This is a genomic window from Bradyrhizobium genosp. A (assembly GCF_049949275.1).
Classification (GTDB): Bacteria; Pseudomonadota; Alphaproteobacteria; order Rhizobiales; family Xanthobacteraceae; genus Bradyrhizobium.
Genome location: NZ_CP188196.1, coordinates 1,804,862 through 1,822,324 on the forward strand (window position 1 = coordinate 1,804,862; position 17,463 = coordinate 1,822,324).

A 17,463-nucleotide genomic window follows, 5' to 3' on the forward strand; every position below is an offset into this window, starting at 1 on the left:
CAGACAAGTTAATCGTATGGGGCGGGCAGGGCCGTCATTGCCAAATTCGACCAAATGGAGATATGGCGCGTCTTTCCAGTTTGCCACGTCCCGGAAGCAGTCGAATGACAGCGCTCGACTTCCGGTGATTTATATAATGCATTGAAATATCTTAATTATTTCGCTTGCCGCAAGCTTGGGGCTCGCGCCGGCGGCGGCGGCGCGGGCATCAAACTAGGCAAGATGCAGGCAATCAGACATATCCTACCGCTTCGGCCCCACCCCGGAGTGCGCCATGTCCGCCGCCAGCTACATCGATCCCCGCAATGGAACGCTCTATCCGCTTCACGAGCCACGCTGGTGCTCGGACGAGCGCACGCCGCTGCTGGTGACGCCGGGCGCGGGGATTTCGCGCGACGACATTGACAGCCGCACGCGGTCACTCTGGCGGTACCGGGCGGCGCTGCCGGTGGAGATCAAGGACCCGATTTCGCTCGGCGCCGGCTGCACGCCGCTCGTGCAGCAGGATTGGGGTGACCTGCGGCCGTTCTTCAAGCTCGAATGGTTCAATCCGACCGGCAGCTTCAAGGACCGGGGGTCTGCGGTGATGCTGTCCTTCCTGCGGCAGATCGGCGTCGATGCCATTCTGGAGGACAGTTCCGGCAATGGCGGCTCGTCGATGGCTGGTCTCGGTGCGGCCGGCGGCATGCGCGTGAAGATTTTGGCGCCGGCCTCGACCTCGCCGGCCAAGATCGCGCAGGTGCGTGCCTACGGCGCCGAAGTGCAGCTCGTCGAGGGCCCGCGCGAGGAATCGGAGGCCGAGGCTATCAGGCAGTCGAGCCAGACTTTCTATGCCAGCCACAACTGGCAGCCGTTCTTCCTTGAGGGCACAAAATCGCTCGCCTATGAGATCTGGGAAGATCTCGGTTTTCGTGCGCCCGACAATGTCATCGTCCCCGTCGGTGCCGGCAGCAGTCTGCTCGGCTGCGCCTTCGGCTTCCGCGAGCTCTTGAAGGCTGGGCAGATTGCAAAGCTGCCGCGCCTGTTTGCGGCTCAGCCGCTCAATTGCTCGCCGATCGATGCCAGCTTCAAAGCCGGCGTCGATACGCCTGTCGCGCGCGAGGTCAACAAGACCATCGCCGAAGGCACCGCGATCAAGCAGCCGCTGCGGCTGCGCGAGATCATCGGCTCGCTGCGCGAAAGCGGCGGCGGCACAATTGCGCTCACCGAGGGCGAGATCGTCGCCGCCCTGCGCCGTCTTGCGCGGCAGGGTCTGTTCGCCGAACCCACCAGCGCCAGTGCGGCTGCGGCGCTGGAGAAACTCTCCGCCACCGGCGCCATCAAGGCGAACGAGACCACGGTCGCGGTCCTCACCGGTACCGGGCTGAAGGCTGCGACCACCGTCGCCGATCTCGTGCAGTAGAGGGTTTCTTCCCTTCTCCCCTTGTGGGAGAAGGTGGCGCGAAGCGCCGGATGAGGGGTTCTTTCCACGCACAAGATTGTTCGTGAGGACAGATACCCCTCACCCGTCTCAATCGCGCGGAGCGCGATTGATCCACCCTCTCCCACAAGGGGCCCACAAGGGGAGAGGGAAAGAAGAACCTCACTCCTTCAAATCATTCACGCGCTTCACCCAGGCGCGCACGTCGGTGAGCACTTCGGGCAGCACCGATCTCACCTCCAGCACGGTCATGCCGGGCCTGATGCGGGGGTCGTAGAGCAGGTTGAGGATGTACTGGTCGTAGACGTCGAAATAGCCCATCGACACATTGTCGTTGAACATCGTCCACGGCACGCTCGCGGTGTCGTTGATCGGCCCGAGCGACTGCAGCAGCTCCTCATAGGCGCAGTCGAGGAAGGTGAAGTCGCCCTTGTCGACGGTGAGGATGACGTCGGAATGCTCGATCTCGAAATTGTCGTTCTTGCGGAAGCCGGACAGGCATTGCGGATCGAGCGAGGTGCGGATCTCGCGCGCCTTCTCCGCGCCGTAGAAGCTCGCGATGGTGCGGTAGAGGTCGCGGTCGCGCACGAGCTTCACCCGCACATTCGCCGACTCGCTGGTGCCGGTCATGGCGATGTCGAGATGCTGCACGCGCGCGCCGATGTCGGCCACGACCTTTGCGAGCTGCGCCTTGCGGTCGGCACGGTCGGTCTCGGCGAACACGCGCACCGGTCCCTCGAACTTGCGGATGCGGTCGACGCGGCCGGCGAGGTGAAATTCAGCGCCGAAGGCGGTCTTGAGAAAGCCGTCGACGATCTCGGCGTCGGTAAAGCTCTTCTTCTCGGCGCGCTGGCGCGACGCGATCGCGGGCAGCTCGCCGGCGGTTGCCTTGGGTGCGGTGTCAAGCACACATGTGAGCGCTGCAAACGCCAGCAGGGCGAAGCGAAGGGCAGCCGAGGGCGGGACCAATGCGCTCATCGTTGCGCGACGCTGCCGTATCCGTGAGGCGCGCACAAGTCCGCAAATTCACGCGCCCTGCGGGTTCCTGCCGCTTTCAAGCGCAGTGCCGTAGGGTGGGCAAAGCGAAGCGTGCCCACCATTTTGATCGAAGCTGCGTAAACATGGTGGGCACGGCGCTAGTGCGCCTTTGCCCACCCTACGGAAGCCGGCCCAAGCCCTAGTTATTCAGCACGACCACGGTGGTGCCGACCCCGACGCGGCCGTAGAGGTCGGTGACGTCGTCATTGGTCATCCGGAAGCAACCGGAGGACACCGCCTGGCCGATCGTCTCCGGCTCGTTGGAGCCGTGGATGCGGTAGAGCGTCGATCCCAGATACATCGCGCGCGCGCCGAGCGGATTCTCGATGCCGCCCTTCATGTGGCGCGGCAGGTCGGGCCGGCGGGCGACCATCTGCGACGGCGGCGTCCAATCCGGCCACTCCTTCTTGGCGGTGATCCTGTGCACCCCGCCCCAGCGGAAGCCGTCGCGGCCGACGCCGATGCCGTAGCGCAGGGCCTGGCCGTCCTGGAGCACCAGATAGAGCCGCCGCTCGGCGGTATTCACCACGACGGTGCCCGGCGCGTAATTTGTCGGATACATGACGGTGGTGCGGGGGATCGGGCTGGCGCCGCCACCGCCGAGATAGCCGGCGGAGCTGGTGCCTGTGAAGTCTATCATCCCCGCCGCGGATGCGTCGGCCGCACCGGCCAGCAAGAGCGCCATTGCGGTCACCTGCGCGGCAAAAAACCGGATCATTGCTTCCCCCAGTAAAAAATCGATTCAACGAAAGCTAGAATCCATATTCGCGTACGTTCCGCAAGCCACGGGGCCGTGAGGGGCGTCGTCTCCCGCGGTTGGCGTTACCAAATCGGCAACCACGCCAATTTACCGAAAAAGCATGAGCCAAGCCGGCAAATCGCCATGCGGGGCAGGGCCGCAATGCCGGCTCTTGCTTTGACGGGGCCCGCGAACAATGATCGTTCGGACAGATCACTGGAAATAGCCGGTTGCGGGAGCAGACAGAATGAACGGTGCGGAAAGCCTGGTGCGGACGATGGTCAAGGGCGGGGTGGACGTCTGCTTCACCAACCCGGGCACCTCCGAGATGCATTTTGTCGCGGCGCTCGACCGTGTGCCGGGCATGCGCTGCGTGCTCGGCCTGTTCGAAGGCGTGGTGACGGGCGCGGCCGACGGCTATTTCCGCATGAAGGGCCTGCCTGCCTCGACCCTGCTGCATCTCGGCCCCGGCCTCGCCAACGGCCTTGCCAATTTGCACAACGCCAAGAAGGCCAATTCCGGCATCGTCAACATCGTCGGCCAGCATGCCGTCTACCACATCGGCTACAACGCGCCGCTGACCTCCGACATCGAGGGTCTGGCCCGGCCGATGTCGTCCTGGGTCCGCACCTCGCCAGACTCCAAATCGGTCGCCGCTGACGGTGCCGCCGCCATCGCCGCCGCCAAGAGCGCCCCGCCGCAGATCGCGACCCTGATCCTGCCCGCCGACACCGCCTGGAACGAGGCCGACGGCATCGCCGAGGTGCCAGCCGAGCAGCAGCGCGCCAGCTACTCGCCGCAGGCGGTCGAGCAGGCCGCCAAGATCCTGCACGGCGACGGCGAGGGCACGCTGCTCCTGATGACCGGGAGCGCGCTGAGCGAGAAGGGCCTGGCGCTGGCCGAGCGCATCGCGAGCAAGACCGGCTGCACCGTCATGGGCCCGACCTTCCGTCCCAAGATGGCGCGCGGCCGCGGCCGCTTCTCGATCGACCGCATCCACTATGTGATCGAGAACGCGCTGCCGATGCTGGCGAAATTCCGTCACATCGTGCTGGTCGAGTCCGACGATCCCGTGGCGTTCTTCGCCTATCCGAACAAGCCGAGCATGCTCAAGCCCGAGGGCTGCGATGTCCATCGCATGACCTCCTGGGGCGAGAATTCGGTCGCAGCGCTGGAAGCCCTGGCCGGCGCCGTGAAGGCCAGCGCCAAGGACGTCAGGCCGCAGGCGTTGCAGGAGCTGGTCAAGCCGACCGGCGCGCTCACCTTCGCCTCGATCGCGCAGGCGATCGCATGTGCGATCCCCGAGAACGCGATCATGGTCGACGAATCCCTCACCACCGGGCGCGGCTTCTTCCCGCCGACCGCGGCCGCCGCGCCGCACGACTGGCTCCAGAACATGGGTGGCTCGATCGGCTTCTCGACGCCGCTGTCGATCGGTGCGGCGATCGCCTGCCCGGACCGCAAGGTCATCACCATGGTCGGCGACGGCAGCGCGATGTACACGATCCAGTCGCTGTGGACGCAGGCCCGCGAAAACCTTGACATCGTCACCATCGTGTTCGCCAACCGCATCTACCAGATCCTGCGCGGCGAGTTCGACAATGTCGGTGCCGGCGAGCCCGGTCAGCGCGCCACCGACATGCTCAGGCTCGACCGTCCGACGCTCGATTTCGTCGCGCTGGCGAAGGGCATGGGCGTGCCCGGCCGCGCCGTCACCAATGCCGACGAGTTCAACAAGGCGCTGGCCGAGGCCGTCGCCGAGCCCGGGCCGCGGCTGATCGAAGTGCAGATGTAAGGGACGCGCGAGACGGAGCGCCAAAAGCCCGGAGGCACGATGCAGACCGAGCTGAACAAGGTGATCGCGGCGCTCCGGGACTTCTACGCCCACGAGGGATTCCTGTTCGAGAAGGACATCGGCGAGCGTGCGATCACGCACCGCTTCGCCGTCTATCTCGAGCGGCAGTTTTCGGGCTGGGCGGTCGACTGCAATTACGACCGGCTCGGCGAGCGCACGCTGCATCTGCCGCACGGCACGATCATCTCGACCGACGATCATCTGGGCAAGTCGATCTATCCCGACGTCGTCGTGCATCAGCGCGAGATTCCGAACAATCTGCTCACCGTCGAGATCCGCAAGGCGAGCAATCACACGCCCCTGGAGCACGACCAGCACAAGCTGAAGGCGCTGACCGATCCGCATGTCTGGTTCGCCTATTGGATCGGCGTGCTGCTGGTGCTGGACAAGCACAACGTGACGATTTCGGAAGTCTATGTCAGTGGCGTCGTCGATCAGCCGCTGTCGCTCTGGTTGGCGGAGCGGCTTGCGGAGAGCGGTCTGGCGACCGCGCATTGAACTGGGAGCGACGGGTCGAAGTCGAATCAAATTCGGCCAATAGCACCGTTCTCTCCGTTCCCTCCCCCCTTGCGGGGGAGGGTCAGGGAGGGGGGTGCCACACGGGGATTCTCTCCGTCGCGCATTCGCCTCGGTGCATCGTCAACGACCTTTTCCTGGGCTACCCCTCTCCCTAGCCCTCCCCCGCAAGGGGGGAGGGAACACACCTTCGTCGGGGCGTTAGTCGCGTCTCATCTCATCAGAGCTCAATGCAGCGGAGCGCCCTGGCCGAGCGCGTAGGTCACGAGATCCTTCAGCCGGAAATCGGGACCGGTGACCGGCGCCCAGTTCGGATCGAGTGACAGCACGGAGGAGGCGTCGCCGAACATCATGCCGAGGAAGACTTCGGCGACGATGCGTCCGCCGACCGGGCCGAGCTGCGGCGTGTTGTCGAAAATCGCGACGCGAAGCAATGTCAGCGTCGCCGACCTAATCGGCAAGCAATTTGTCGTAGCGAACATCGCGTTCGCGCAAAAATTGCAACGGCGTGCGCGTGCCGCCTCGTCGATCGTCGCGTTGCATATCAGTCGCGCGCCGCGCGTTCCGGGACTCGCCCGACACATTGTCGTGCGCGTCTTGGTGTCGGCGCGTGCGCCGCGTTCGGCATCGGCCTATGATGGGCCAAGTCGTCATGGGTCAAGTCGTCATGGGTAATGTGATCTCGGCCACAGTTTGCAGTCCGGGTCCCGCCTATCTTCGACGGACTTGCACGCGTCGATCCCGCGGGACTACGCTTCCGTCATTGGGGATCAGCATTTTGGAGGTTCTGATGCAAAAATCATATTTGCTGGTTGCGACTGCGGCACTGGCGCTCATCATGCAGACACCGCTCGCGCTGGCGCAGAGCGCACCGGCCGCAGGCGGCACGCCGCCGGCCGACGCGGCCACCACGACAGCGCCTGCTGCGACCACTGCACCGGCCGCCACCTCCACGCCGGCTGCGACCACCGATGGTTCGACGGCGCCGGCCGGCTCGAAGAAGAGTGTCGAGAAGAAGCCGGCGAAGAAGAAGATGACGCGGCAGCAGGAGATCGACCATTCGGTCGACACCGGCACCGTTCCGGCGCGCTATCGCAGCTCCGTGCCGAAGCAGTACCAGCAATATATTCCGTTCGAGAAGCAGTGACCGATCGCACCGCGGCGCGAGGTGCTCGCCCGTCTTGCGCCGCGGTGGAACCGGAGCCATGCAACGGAAGCCATACAACGGACGCCATGCCGGAGCGATGGCGTGATCTGATCGGCTGACCCTGTGGCGGTCTCCGGTACCGGTGTTAGACTGGGCCAAGCAGGGGGGAAGCCGTGATGAGCGACGACGCGAAGGATGCTGGCCTTGTGGCCATGATCAGCAGCATCCTGGGAGGCAACAAGCGCGCAGAGGCCGCCAGCCCGCCGCCGCTTGCTGACTTCATGCCGGCTGCGGCGGCGGCCGCACCGGTAGCGGACGTGGCGCAAATCCCGGAAGCGGAATCTCCGAAGCTCCAGGATGCATCCGATCAAGCCGTGGCGGCGAAGCCGGTTGCGCCCAGTCAACCCCTGACGCCGGACGGCAAGCGGCTTCTGCCGGCGGACGCGATTGCCGATTTGGTGCTCGGCGAGTTGCGCAAGATCGAGGATTTTCCGGCCTCCGGCGTCTCGGTGACGGTCTACGGCTATCGGCACTGGAACGCGATGATCACCTTCGCGCCGTTCTCGACCAAGTTCCAGAACGCGACCCGGTTCCGTCAGGCCCTGCCCGACCTCGTCTTCAAGCTGCGCCGTTTCGTCGAACTTGAGATATAGTGAAGGACGATCGCCGGCGGCCCGGCGCGGTTCATTTCGGTGGATCGCGATGTGATGGCGCGGTGGTCACGCCAAAACTGCTCGACAGGATATTCGAATTGAGCGTCGCCTTTACCAAAGAAGAGAGCGCCGAGACCGCGTCCGAGACGCTGTTGCCGGATCGCCCGATCTCGCCGCATCCGAACCTCGTGACGGAGACAGGCTTGCAGGCGCTGCAGAAGCAGCTCCAGGACGCACGCGAGGCCTATGAAGCCGCGCAAGCCATCGATGACGTCAACGAGAAGCGCCGGCAATCGGCGGTGCCCTTGCGCGACGTGCGCTATCTGACCGAACGCCTGCGCACGGCGCAATTGGTTCCCAATCCGGCGTCGACCGATGTTGTCGCCTTCGGAAGCACGGTGACCTTCAGCCGCGCCGACGGCCGCGTGCAGACCTATCGCATCGTCGGCGAAGATGAAGCCGATCCGAAGGCCGGCTCGATTTCGTTCGTTTCGCCGGTCGCGAAGTCGCTGATGGGGAAGAGCGTCGGAGACGTCGTCGGCTCGGGAACTCAGGAGATCGAGCTCATCGGGATCGCGTAGCGATCCGGGTTCCGCGTTTCATCCCGCCGTCAAGCAAAAACCTTAAGTTGATCAAAATTTGAAGCGATCCTAGCATTTGGAGCTGTCGGGCACTCTGCATGAAGTGAGGTTCGATAATGTCGTTGAGCAAATCCTTCAATGAGCGACTAACGGAACTGAAATTCCATCCAGCCGTCCTCGCGGTCAGACAGGTCAAGAAGCGTCTGGCCGATAGCGGACCAGCACTGCGCCTCAAGTTCAATACCCAAAAGCGCGACGAGATCATCGGGGAGTACCAGCGCGCATCGAGCGTGCAGGACGTCATTGACTTCACCAAGCAGCATATGGGCACCGGCTCCTGCCAGATCGAGACCGAGATCTCGTCGGCCCTCGACTACATCGCCGCGTCGGCTCCGAAGCTCGTGGTTGAGATCGGCACGCTGAACGGCGGCACCTCCCTCCTGTTCGGACGATTTCTTCCGACGATGGAGACGATGATCTGCATCGATCTGCACGTGAAGAACAAGGAAATGCTGAAGCTGCTTGCGACGCCGAAGCAGCAATGGACCTTCTTCGACATGCCGTCCTACGCCGATGATACCGTCAAGCGGGTCGAGAAATTCCTCAATGGCAGGTTGATCGATGCGTTGTTCATCGACGGCGATCACCGTTACGAAGGCGTCAAGCAGGACTTTCTCTGCTACCGGCATTTCGTCCGGGAGGGTGGAATCATCTTGTTCCACGACATCTGCGAGTCCAGCGGCAACACCAGCGCCTGGGCCGGCGGCGTCCCGCAGCTATGGCGCGAATTGTCGCCGTTCTACGAGCACAAGGAATTCATCCAGAACCGCAGCCAGGAAGGTTTCGGTATCGGCGCGCTGAAATACACCAAGGCCGCAAATCCGTTTCCATCGGCATGACGCTGGCGTAGGCGCTGTCCGCACCGCACGGACGGCGCAGCCGCTTGCAGTCCCCGGATCATGCCATCCTGCCGGTGTTTTGCCCGACGTGTCAACTAAATTTCGGAAAAGTCGTAACCCATTGATCCGACTGATGTCGGCTACGGTGCATGGGGTTGTTTTCGACGTTTCGATCGGACGGGTGGCGAAAGCCACCACGCGTGGTCATTTGCGGCCCAATGCCTTTGAGGTCGCTGGATCAGCCGACCACGATCGCACGCCTCAAAGCTTGCGCTCCGGATCGATGACCCCGGCCGCGCGCCGCTCGACGCGGCGCTCTATCACGAAGTAAAGGGTCGGGATGATGAACAGCGTCAGCATGGTGGCCAGGATGAGACCGCCGGCGACGACGGTGGCGACCCCGCGCTGGACGTCGCTGCCGATCCCGGTTGCCATTGCGGCAGGGAACATGCCCGCCGTCGCCACCGCGGCCGTCATGAGCACCGGCCGCAGGCGCTCCCCGGCACCGGTCACCACAGCCTCAAATAGTGGAATGCCGAGTTCGCGAACACGATTGAGGTTGGCCACCATCACGACGGCATTCATGACCGCCACGCCGAACAGCGCGATGAACCCGACCCCCGACGCGACATTAAGCGTCGTGCCGGTCACATGAATCGCAATGAGACCGCCCAGGATCGCGAGCGGCACCACCCCGAGTATCAGCAGCGCCTGACGGAAAGCGCCGAAGCCCGCATAGAGCAGAACCAGCATCAGCCCGAGAACAAGGCCGAAAATGAGCAGAAGACGGGTCTCCGCACGCCGTTGGTTCTCAAATTGTCCGCCCCACTCGATTCGATACTTGTCGCGGTCGAATTGCACTTTCTGTTCGACCGCCTGCTGAGCACTGGCGAGCAGCGAGGAAAGGTCCCGCCCGCGATAGTTCAGCTTGACCGTCAGCTGGCGGTGATTTATTTCGCGGGTAATGGTGCTCTCGCCCGTCTGCAATACGACCTTGGCGACCTGCGACAACGGAATGAGCGCGCCACCGCTGGACGTCAGCACGAGATCGCCAATGGCCTCGGGACTGTTGCGGGCGGTCGAAGGAAAGCGCACCGTCGTATCGTAGTGCCGCTCTCCGATGAAGACCTGGCTGATCGCGGCGCCGCCAATCCCTTTTTGGATCAGGTCCGAAATATCGGCCGCATTGATGGCGTAGCGCGCCGTCGCCTCGCGATCGATCTTGACGGCAACTTGCGGCAGCGGCGGCTCTTGATCGATTGCCACGTCCACGGCACCGGGCGTGTCGTTCAGGACATCGACGACTTCCCTTGCAATTCGACGAAGCTCGCCGAAATCGTCGCCGAATATCTTGATGACCAACTGGCTATGCGCGCCTGCAATCTTGTCGTTGACGCCATCGATCATGGGTTGGCTGAAGCCGACGTCAAATCCGGACAACATGCGGAAGCGCTCCGCCATGCGTCGAATCAAATCCTGCTTGGTCTCTCCATTCGGCCATCGATCGTAGGGGTGGAGGCCGACGCTCGCTTCGATATGCGACGGCGTCCAGGGATCGGTGCCGTCGTCGTTGCGGCCGAGTTGCGTGACGATGTAGGACACTTCGGGGAATTCGCGAACCGTCTTGCGCAGACCGCCAGCCATCTCGGTCGCCTTGTCCAGCGAAATGCCGGCCGGCATCTGCACCTGAAGCCAAATTGATCCCTCGTCGAGCTCGGGCAGGAACTCGCGCCCAACGGTCGAGCCGGACCATACAACCGCCGCGGCCGCCAAAGCGGTAAGCCCGAAGGCGATGCTCGTCCGCCTGAGCAACCCCTCGAGCGCGCGGTGATACCGAATCTCGAGCCAATCGAGGACGGCATTGTGAAAGAGGTGCCGTGGATGGCGATAAGCGACGTAGGCGAGACCGGGCACAACCGTCAGGGCAAACAGCAGGGCGCCAAATTGAGCGTACCCGACCGCATAGGCCATCGGCAGGAAAAGCTTGGCCTCGACGCGCTGGAAGGCAAACAGCGGCAAATAGGCGGCGATGATGATCAAGGTTGCAAACAGAATCGGATGCGCGATTTGAAGTGCGGCGTGGCGCGCATCCGCTTCGCTGAGCGGCTCGGTAGGGGCTGCCTCGCGTTTGCGGCGGATGACCTCGATCATGACAATCGATGCGTCGACGATAATACCGAAATCGATGGCTCCGAGGGACAAGAGATTTGCAGGAATCTTGGTGAGGTTCATCAGGATGAACGCGGTCAGCATGGCAAACGGGATCGTCATCCCGACGATGACGGGGCTGATCACGCCGCCGAGAAACACGATCAACACGATGAGGACGAGGGCAATGCCCTCGAGGATCGTATGCGACACCTTGTCAATCGTGGCGTTGACCAGATTTGAACGATCCATATAGGGAACGATCTGAACGTCTGATGCCGACAAGCTCTTGTTCAGCTCGGCGACCTTGGCGTGAATTCCTTCGATGACCCGAGAGGGATTTTCGCCTCGCAGCAGCAGGACGATCCCTGAAAGCGTATCGTTCCTGTTGTCCTTGCCGAGAATGCCGTGCCGCTCCTGGTTGCTCAGCCTCACCTTGCCGAGATCGCGCAGGAAGATCGGCGTTCCGCTGCGCTGCGTGACGACGACGTTTCCCAAATCGTCGAGGTTTTCGATCAGTCCGATACCGCGGACGACGTAGCCCAATTCTCCGCGCGTCAACACGCTCCCGCCTGCATTGGCACTGTTGGCGTTGATGGCATCGGTGACGTTCTTGAGTGACACGTTGAAGCGCATGAGTTGCGCCGGGTCGAGTTCAAGCTGGAATTGGGTCGTTACTCCGCCAAAATTGGTGACGTCGGCGACGCCCGGCACCTGCTTCAAGGCTGGAATAACGGTCCACCGCTGAATCTCGGAGAGATCGCGCAGGTTCTTGCTGCTGCTTTCCAGGGTGTACCGGAAGATCTCGCCGATCGGAGAGGTCAGGGGATCGAGGCCCGGCGTGATGCCGGATGGCAGGGGCACGCTCTGGACCCGCTCCAATATGCGCTGGCGCGACCAATAGTCCTCGGCGCCGTCGCGAAAAACCAATGTGATCAATGAGAGCCCGAACGTGCTCTTGGAGCGCATCACAAACAGGCCCGGCGTGCCGTTCAGTTCGCGTTCGAGGGGAATGGTGATCTGCCGCTCAACCTCTTCCGCCGCGAGACCCGGCGCCTGAGTGATCACCTGCGAGCTCACGTCGGCAATGTCCGGATAAGCTTCGAGAGGGAGCTGCGTCCAGGAGTAATAGCCGTAGATCGCCACGAACACGCAGATCATCCAGATGATCAGGCGCTTTTGGAAGGCGTAGCTGACAATCCAGTCAATCATTGAGCAGGACCCCTCCCTTGACGATCACGCGATCGCCGGCCTGCACGCCACTCCGGACGATGGCTTGATCGCCCTGCTGAAAACCTATCTCCACCTGGCGCGCTTCAAAGGTCCAGGGCGCGACCTCCACGAACACCTGGTTCGTGTCATCCCTGAGCACGAGAGCGCCTGCCGGCACGATCGGCAGAACCTGCTTGGGGGCAAAGAACGTCGCATTCGCAAACATGCCCGGCTTGAACCGTGCGTTGGTATTCTGGAAGGCGATGCGGACCTTGGTGCGGCGCGTGTCGGGATCTACGACGTCGCTGACGAACAGGACTTGCCCCTTGAATATCTCGCCTGGATAGGCGGCCAACTCGACGTCGACGGCCTGGCCTTGCGCGACACGAGCCGTGTCCTTCTCGGGGACGTTGGCCGTGACCCAGACCAGGCTGAGGTCGGCAAGGGTCATCAGCGGCGCCGTCGCGTCGTTCCAGTAGGCACCGGGGGCCACAGTGAGATCGATGACGCTGCCTGCGATCGGTGCCAGGATCGTCAGCGTGCGCGACCTGTCGGTCACCTCCGGATCAACGCCAATTTGTCGGAGCCGCGCTTCGGCGCGTTGATATTCTGTTTGGGCGGTCAGAAAATCGGTCTCGGTCTGCTGGACTTCCTTTTGCGAGACGCCTCCGCTCGGTCCAAGGGCGCGGAGGCGGTCGCGATTGCTCTGAGCTTGAGCCACCTGGACCTTGTCGCGGCCGTAATCAGCGTAAGCAGCCTGCAAATCGGGTGAATCAAGCACGGCAAGCGGCTGGGTTTTTTCGACCCGCTGGCCAAGTTGCACTTTCAACTGCGTGATGCGGCCGGAGAGGGGAGGAAGGATCTTGATCAGTCGTGAGGGGTCCGTTTCGACGACTGCGGGAAGAATGAGATTGCGTTCAACTTCCCTTTGTCCAACGGACGCGACCGTCAATTGACTACGCAACGGTGAGTTTTCCGGAATGATGATGCGGTTGCCTTGCTTGACGAGGCGTGGCGCGTTCTCATCCACAGTGGACAGGGGGGCGTGGAAGGCCTCCCGGCTTGCGAAGCGGTAGACGATCGCACCCGCCACCGCACCGATCAGCAACAGCACGAGGCTGGCAAACACGTACTGGCGGATCAGGGGTCGTTTGGGGTGATCGGTGCTCTTCATCGCATCCGTCTCGAGGTAATACAATGGAGTATGACAGTTTTGTGCTTGAGCATATCGGCAGGTATCGTGGCGAGGAACGTCACAGCTATCAGTTATCGCGTGACATAGGCAATGCCGAGACCAATGAGAACGGCGATCCCAAGGCCGATCATCCAGCGCTCGTATTTCTCAATCAGTCGTAGCAATTGCCGGCCCCACAACGCCACCAGGATGGCGACGATGGCGAAATGCAGGGTACGACCGATCAAAGTCGCGATTGTGAAGGTCAAGAGATTCATCGAGGCCGCGCCGGCGGCAATCGCGATGAACTTGAAGGGTATCGGCGTGAAGCTCTTGGCGATGATGATCCATAGCCCCCAATTCTCGACGAGCTCCTGATAGCGCTGAAACTTGTCGGCCTGCCCGTACATCTCGACCAGGGTTTGCCCCAGAGTGGCCCAGGCGAAATGGCCGATGCCGTAACCCACGAGGGCGCCGACAGAAGACGCAAACACGCAGACTCCGGTCAGCAACCGACTTCGTTCCGGCCGCAGCAGCAGCATTGGGACGAGGAGCAGGTCCGGCAGGACCGGAAGAACAGAACTGTCGGCAAACGCTATTAGCGCGAGCAGCGCAAGCCCCGATCTGCCGTCCGAGAAGTCTTCGGCGCGGCGCAGCCAGAGGTCGTGGTTGCTGGAGAACAAGGGCATTGGCAGTTCGTTACCGGCGCGGCCCATCGGCCTCATTGGTTGCATTACTCGACGCTAACATAAGCGTTGGATCTGTCGGAACCCTATTTCGCGACACGGTTCCTAGGACCGGAGAACGCCAGAACGGCTGCAAGCTGGCTAGCTCCCGGGCCAAGGGTCCTGAGGGTGGGCTCGAAGGGGGCAACGCCATATCAGAGGCGTCGTGGAGCGCAACCGGACTCCGATGTGATTTATCACAGTGACAGGCCTCCCGTTTGGGGGTAGCTCCACAAGCTTAGGTGAGGCCGCCTCGACATCGAGGGCCCGCGTCGTTCTTTCGCGCCTGCCAGTATCGCGGACTGAGCAGGTCACGAGTCGATGTGGTCGGCGCAATGAGCGGGTACGAATGGCGAGCACATGTACACATGGCATTGACACAGGGTTCATCGCGCTTGGCTATGCGAAAGTTACGGTCCTCGGGGTGGTTCAGGGAATAACCGAGCTGCTGCCGATTTCGTCCACTGCGCACATGCGATTGGTGCCGGCCCTTCTCGGCTGGCAAGATCCGGGATCAGCATTCTCTGCCACCATGCAACTTGCCGCACTAGCGGCCGTGGTGAGTTATTTCCGGCGCGACGTCAAGGCGCTCACGGTGAATTCGATTGCCGCGGTGGCACGCGGGCAATTCGAAGATCGATCGTTTCGTCTCGTTCTGTGGATTGTTCTGGCGACGATTCCCATCGTTATCGCGGGATTGCTGACGTCGAGCGTTTTAAACACCTGTAACTCGCCCCTACGTGGGCTCACAGTCATCGGTTGGACGTGCGTCGCGATGGCGTTCCTGCTTGGTCTGGCGGAGATCTGTGCCCGTCATCAGCGGGCCATCGGTGAAGCCGGTCTTGTCGATGCGATGCTCGTGGGGCTTGCGCAGATGGGGGCCTTGATACCTGGTGTATCGCGCTCGGGCTCGACTCTTACGGCAGCCCTCGCGCTCGGCTTCAAACGAGATGAGGCGGCGCGGTTGTCATTTCTTCTCGGGTTGCCTGCAATCGCCTTGGCCGGCATCAAGGAGCTGTGGGAGCTTCACAAAATTCATCTCGACCATCATGCATGGTCGGTTTTGATTGTCGGTCTCGCGGTTGCGTCCGTTTCAGCGTTTGTCGCGATCTGGGGCCTGATGCGCATTCTCGATCGGTTTTCCACTTGGCCGTTCGTAGTCTATCGCTTCGTCATCGGCGTTGTCATCCTCGCGGGAGCCACGGCAGGGGTTCTCTGAGCCGGAGCATAGGCTGGGCGAACCGCCAAGCACGCCCGGCCCTTGAACGATTAGCCTTCTAGCGCTTGCCCGCGGACAATGTCGCTGTGCCGGCACCCGTATCATCGAGCCAGACCCACTGGTTCGGGTCCTCCTGCGATTGACGCTTGTAGTAGCGATCGTAATGATCCCCGTCGGTCATGGGTTTGACTGTGATTGGCCCAGTCGTTCGCCTGCTTGAGGTCACTCCAAGCTTTTTCGTCTAGAACGATGGCACGCGGCGGCAGCGGATTGGTGCGGCTAGTGCCCAGCGCGGCCGCACCGAAAGACTGCACTGACCATGAATGGATCTCAGTCAGCGCTTGTCTCTTGCACCTTCGCGTTAGTTGCGCTCGAAACCTCCTCGACGCTCTTAGCCATGAGCGGCGGCTTCGGCCTTCCCGATCCGTGCGAACTCCATCAAAACTTGTCGCTTGATGGAAAGCCCGGCCAGAATCCCTGCTTTTCCTGGCTCGGAAGCGGTTGGGTCGTCGCCGTCGCCGTATCAAACTTCTGTTCCGGTGCGGGCGGGCCTTCGCGGTTCCACCATCCGCCCCCGAGCGCCACATAGAGCGCTGCCGTGTCCGAGAGACGGCTTGCTTGGGCTTGCGCGACTTGAATCAGTGCTTGCAGGTAGGTCTGCTGCGCGGTGAGGAGGACAAGGACATTGGCGTCGCCGGTTTCCATCCGCTGGCGCGCCAGGTCGAAGCTGATCTTGGCGGCACGCTCGAAATCGCGCGCCGCCTTGAGCGCGTCGGCATCGTTTTGCAGAGCATGCAGGACGTCGGCGACGTTCTGCAGAGCTCCGACCACGGTCGTCCGATAGCTCCAGGCCGCCTGCTCGAACGTCGCTTGCGCCGCTCGCTGTTGATGCAACAACGAGAATCCGTCGAAGATGGTGTGCACAGCATTTGCGCCCACCGACCACATCAGGTTGGGGGGCGAAATCAGGTTGGCGAGCTCCAGCGACGTGTAGCCGCGATTGCCGCTGATCGTGAAATTCGGGAGCATGTTGGCGATCGCGACGCCCACAAGCGCGCCTGACGAATGCAGTTGCTCTTCCGCCGCGCGAACGTCCGGCCTCTGGTCGACCAGCCTGGAGGGCAAGCTCACCGGCAGGTCCGATGGCAGGCGGAACGACACCAGCTTGAAGGTCTCGGTCGGCTCCTGGCTCGGGAATCGGCCGGCGAGCGCCGCGAGAAGATCGCGCTGCACTGCCAACTGCTGCCGTAGCGGCGGCAGCGTGGCCTTGTTCTGCGCAAGCGAGGCTTCCTGCACGGCCAAGTCGCTGCGAGTGGAATAGCCTGTGGAAAATTGCCGGCGCAGGATCTCGACCATTTTGGTATTGACATCGATGATCTGTTGCGTCGCAGCAATCTGTGCCCGCAGCGATGCCTCCTGGACCGCCGCGACAACGACATTCGACGTCAGGGTGATGTAGGCCGCCTCCATCTGGAAACGCTGGGCATCGGCCAGCGCCTGCTGCGACTCGACACCCCGCCGAGTGAGGCCCCACACGTCCGGCACGTAAGAAACCGAGACCTGGGTCGTAAACACGTTGAAGGGGTTGATGACGTTGCCATCGTCCCCGGTCGGCGCCGATCCCAACGGATTATTGGGTGACTGCTGACGCGTTGCACCGAACCCCCCCTGGACGGTCGGGAAAAACTTGCCCTTCTGGGCGTAGACCAGCTCCTTGGCGGAGCGCAGCGCGGCCAGTTGTGACTGCAGGTTGGGATTGGCTTGCAAAGATGCCTCGACCAGCGAGTTGAGCGCTGGCGAACGAAACAGCTCCCACCATCTGTCGGACACGTCTTTGCCGCCGTTGAAGTGCTGCGCCCCGCCGAGAGCTGCATCACTTGAACTGGTGCGGCTGACCAGGGGCGCCTTGCTGTAACGGTCGACGTCAGGAGTTGCCGGGACGGCGAAATCAGGGCCCACGGCGCAGCCGCCGAGCAGGGCCGTGACGACCAGCGCAAAGGCCTTCGACGAAGTAGATGCGGTCGATGTCATGCTCGCCAATCGTGCTGATTGCCCCGGCGCCCCGGCCCGGCCTGCGCTGTCGATCATTTCAGGTCCGCCGTGGCTTTGCTGTAATCCCCTTACCACAACTGGCAAA

The 17,463-nt window shown here is 62.5% G+C and carries 15 protein-coding genes and 1 pseudogene; 8 read left to right on the top strand and 8 right to left on the bottom strand.

Annotated elements, in window-relative coordinates; translation table 11 throughout:
- The first annotated feature begins 274 nt into the window (after positions 1-274).
- On the top strand, positions 275-1,402 hold the full coding sequence (locus tag ACP2YP_RS08425; RefSeq protein WP_426423604.1) for a threonine synthase: 1,128 nt from the start codon (positions 275-277) through the stop codon (positions 1,400-1,402).
- Between the two features lie 180 nt (positions 1,403-1,582).
- Here the strand turns inward: ACP2YP_RS08425 and ACP2YP_RS08430 are convergent, their stop codons facing one another.
- On the bottom strand, positions 1,583-2,398 hold the full coding sequence (locus tag ACP2YP_RS08430; RefSeq protein ID WP_426423605.1) for a DUF2927 domain-containing protein: 816 nt from the start codon (positions 2,396-2,398) through the stop codon (positions 1,583-1,585).
- A gap of 199 nt (positions 2,399-2,597) precedes the next feature.
- Positions 2,598-3,176, bottom strand: coding sequence for a L,D-transpeptidase (locus ACP2YP_RS08435; protein WP_426423607.1), 579 nt, complete (start codon positions 3,174-3,176; stop codon positions 2,598-2,600).
- Between the two features lie 268 nt (positions 3,177-3,444).
- Between ACP2YP_RS08435 and ACP2YP_RS08440 the strand changes: the two genes are divergently transcribed.
- Both ACP2YP_RS08440 and ACP2YP_RS08445 read left to right on the top strand, forming a co-directional pair.
- Positions 3,445-4,992, top strand: a complete 1,548-nt coding sequence (locus ACP2YP_RS08440) for an acetolactate synthase large subunit (RefSeq protein ID WP_426423609.1) — start codon at positions 3,445-3,447, stop codon at positions 4,990-4,992.
- Between the two features lie 39 nt (positions 4,993-5,031).
- Positions 5,032-5,550: a hypothetical protein gene (locus ACP2YP_RS08445; protein WP_426423610.1), complete on the top strand. Its 519-nt coding sequence runs from the start codon at positions 5,032-5,034 to the stop codon at positions 5,548-5,550.
- 245 nt (positions 5,551-5,795) lie between these two features.
- Here ACP2YP_RS08445 and ACP2YP_RS08450 read toward each other — a convergent pair.
- Positions 5,796-5,978 (bottom strand): annotated as a pseudogene (locus ACP2YP_RS08450) (peroxidase family protein); the annotation flags it as partial.
- A 380-nt stretch (positions 5,979-6,358) separates the two neighbouring features.
- Here ACP2YP_RS08450 and ACP2YP_RS08455 point away from each other — a divergent pair.
- The 4 genes from ACP2YP_RS08455 (at position 6,359) to ACP2YP_RS08470 (ending at position 8,848) form a co-directional block, all read left to right on the top strand.
- Positions 6,359-6,715 carry a hypothetical protein gene (locus ACP2YP_RS08455; protein WP_426423611.1) on the top strand — a complete coding sequence of 119 codons (357 nt, stop codon included), beginning with the start codon at positions 6,359-6,361 and terminating at the stop codon, positions 6,713-6,715.
- A 176-nt stretch (positions 6,716-6,891) separates the two neighbouring features.
- Positions 6,892-7,368, top strand: a complete 477-nt coding sequence (locus ACP2YP_RS08460; RefSeq protein WP_426423613.1) for a hypothetical protein — start codon at positions 6,892-6,894, stop codon at positions 7,366-7,368.
- A gap of 98 nt (positions 7,369-7,466) precedes the next feature.
- Entirely contained in the window at positions 7,467-7,949 is a 483-nt protein-coding gene (greA, locus tag ACP2YP_RS08465) for a transcription elongation factor GreA (protein WP_426426077.1), read from the top strand.
- 116 nt (positions 7,950-8,065) lie between these two features.
- On the top strand, positions 8,066-8,848 hold the full coding sequence (locus ACP2YP_RS08470) for a class I SAM-dependent methyltransferase (RefSeq protein WP_426423614.1): 783 nt from the start codon (positions 8,066-8,068) through the stop codon (positions 8,846-8,848).
- Positions 8,849-9,109: 261 nt separating this feature from the next.
- Here ACP2YP_RS08470 and ACP2YP_RS08475 read toward each other — a convergent pair whose 3' ends face one another.
- The 3 genes from ACP2YP_RS08475 to ACP2YP_RS08485 all read right to left on the bottom strand — a co-directional run bounded on the left by ACP2YP_RS08475 (position 9,110) and on the right by ACP2YP_RS08485 (position 14,071).
- On the bottom strand, positions 9,110-12,208 hold the full coding sequence (locus tag ACP2YP_RS08475) for an efflux RND transporter permease subunit (RefSeq protein WP_426423615.1): 3,099 nt from the start codon (positions 12,206-12,208) through the stop codon (positions 9,110-9,112).
- Positions 12,201-13,382 carry an efflux RND transporter periplasmic adaptor subunit gene (locus ACP2YP_RS08480; RefSeq protein WP_426423616.1) on the bottom strand — a complete coding sequence of 394 codons (1,182 nt, stop codon included), beginning with the start codon at positions 13,380-13,382 and terminating at the stop codon, positions 12,201-12,203. The genes ACP2YP_RS08475 and ACP2YP_RS08480 overlap by 8 nt, the downstream gene beginning before the upstream one ends.
- A 92-nt stretch (positions 13,383-13,474) precedes the next feature.
- Positions 13,475-14,071: a YqaA family protein gene (locus ACP2YP_RS08485; protein WP_426423618.1), complete on the bottom strand. Its 597-nt coding sequence runs from the start codon at positions 14,069-14,071 to the stop codon at positions 13,475-13,477.
- A gap of 385 nt (positions 14,072-14,456) precedes the next feature.
- Here ACP2YP_RS08485 and ACP2YP_RS08490 point away from each other — a divergent pair, with 385 nt between their 5' ends.
- Positions 14,457-15,326, top strand: a complete 870-nt coding sequence (locus tag ACP2YP_RS08490; RefSeq protein ID WP_426423620.1) for an undecaprenyl-diphosphate phosphatase — start codon at positions 14,457-14,459, stop codon at positions 15,324-15,326.
- 58 nt (positions 15,327-15,384) lie between these two features.
- Here the strand turns inward: ACP2YP_RS08490 and ACP2YP_RS08495 are convergent, their stop codons facing one another.
- Together ACP2YP_RS08495 and ACP2YP_RS08500 are read right to left on the bottom strand one after the other, a co-directional pair.
- On the bottom strand, positions 15,385-15,507 hold the full coding sequence (locus ACP2YP_RS08495) for a hypothetical protein (RefSeq protein ID WP_426423621.1): 123 nt from the start codon (positions 15,505-15,507) through the stop codon (positions 15,385-15,387).
- Between the two features lie 257 nt (positions 15,508-15,764).
- Positions 15,765-17,357, bottom strand: a complete 1,593-nt coding sequence (locus tag ACP2YP_RS08500) for an efflux transporter outer membrane subunit (RefSeq protein ID WP_426423622.1) — start codon at positions 17,355-17,357, stop codon at positions 15,765-15,767.
- Positions 17,358-17,463: the final 106 nt, after the last annotated feature.

What these genes read in the sequence shown, in the direction of transcription:
- ACP2YP_RS08435 (WP_426423607.1), bottom strand. Translation starts at nt 3,176, where the DNA reads ATGATCCGGTTTTTTGCCGCGCAGGTGACCGCAATGGCGCTCTTGCTG.
- ACP2YP_RS08445 (WP_426423610.1), top strand. Translation starts at nt 5,032, where the DNA reads ATGCAGACCGAGCTGAACAAGGTGATCGCGGCGCTCCGGGACTTCTAC.
- ACP2YP_RS08500 (WP_426423622.1), bottom strand. Translation starts at nt 17,357, where the DNA reads ATGACATCGACCGCATCTACTTCGTCGAAGGCCTTTGCGCTGGTCGTC.
- ACP2YP_RS08460 (WP_426423613.1), top strand. Translation starts at nt 6,892, where the DNA reads ATGAGCGACGACGCGAAGGATGCTGGCCTTGTGGCCATGATCAGCAGC.
- ACP2YP_RS08455 (WP_426423611.1), top strand. Translation starts at nt 6,359, where the DNA reads ATGCAAAAATCATATTTGCTGGTTGCGACTGCGGCACTGGCGCTCATC.
- ACP2YP_RS08490 (WP_426423620.1), top strand. Translation starts at nt 14,457, where the DNA reads ATGGCGAGCACATGTACACATGGCATTGACACAGGGTTCATCGCGCTT.
- ACP2YP_RS08430 (WP_426423605.1), bottom strand. Translation starts at nt 2,398, where the DNA reads ATGAGCGCATTGGTCCCGCCCTCGGCTGCCCTTCGCTTCGCCCTGCTG.
- ACP2YP_RS08440 (WP_426423609.1), top strand. Translation starts at nt 3,445, where the DNA reads ATGAACGGTGCGGAAAGCCTGGTGCGGACGATGGTCAAGGGCGGGGTG.
- ACP2YP_RS08480 (WP_426423616.1), bottom strand. Translation starts at nt 13,382, where the DNA reads ATGAAGAGCACCGATCACCCCAAACGACCCCTGATCCGCCAGTACGTG.
- ACP2YP_RS08475 (WP_426423615.1), bottom strand. Translation starts at nt 12,208, where the DNA reads ATGATTGACTGGATTGTCAGCTACGCCTTCCAAAAGCGCCTGATCATC.
- ACP2YP_RS08495 (WP_426423621.1), bottom strand. Translation starts at nt 15,507, where the DNA reads ATGACCGACGGGGATCATTACGATCGCTACTACAAGCGTCAATCGCAG.
- ACP2YP_RS08425 (WP_426423604.1), top strand. Translation starts at nt 275, where the DNA reads ATGTCCGCCGCCAGCTACATCGATCCCCGCAATGGAACGCTCTATCCG.
- ACP2YP_RS08470 (WP_426423614.1), top strand. Translation starts at nt 8,066, where the DNA reads ATGTCGTTGAGCAAATCCTTCAATGAGCGACTAACGGAACTGAAATTC.
- ACP2YP_RS08485 (WP_426423618.1), bottom strand. Translation starts at nt 14,071, where the DNA reads ATGCCCTTGTTCTCCAGCAACCACGACCTCTGGCTGCGCCGCGCCGAA.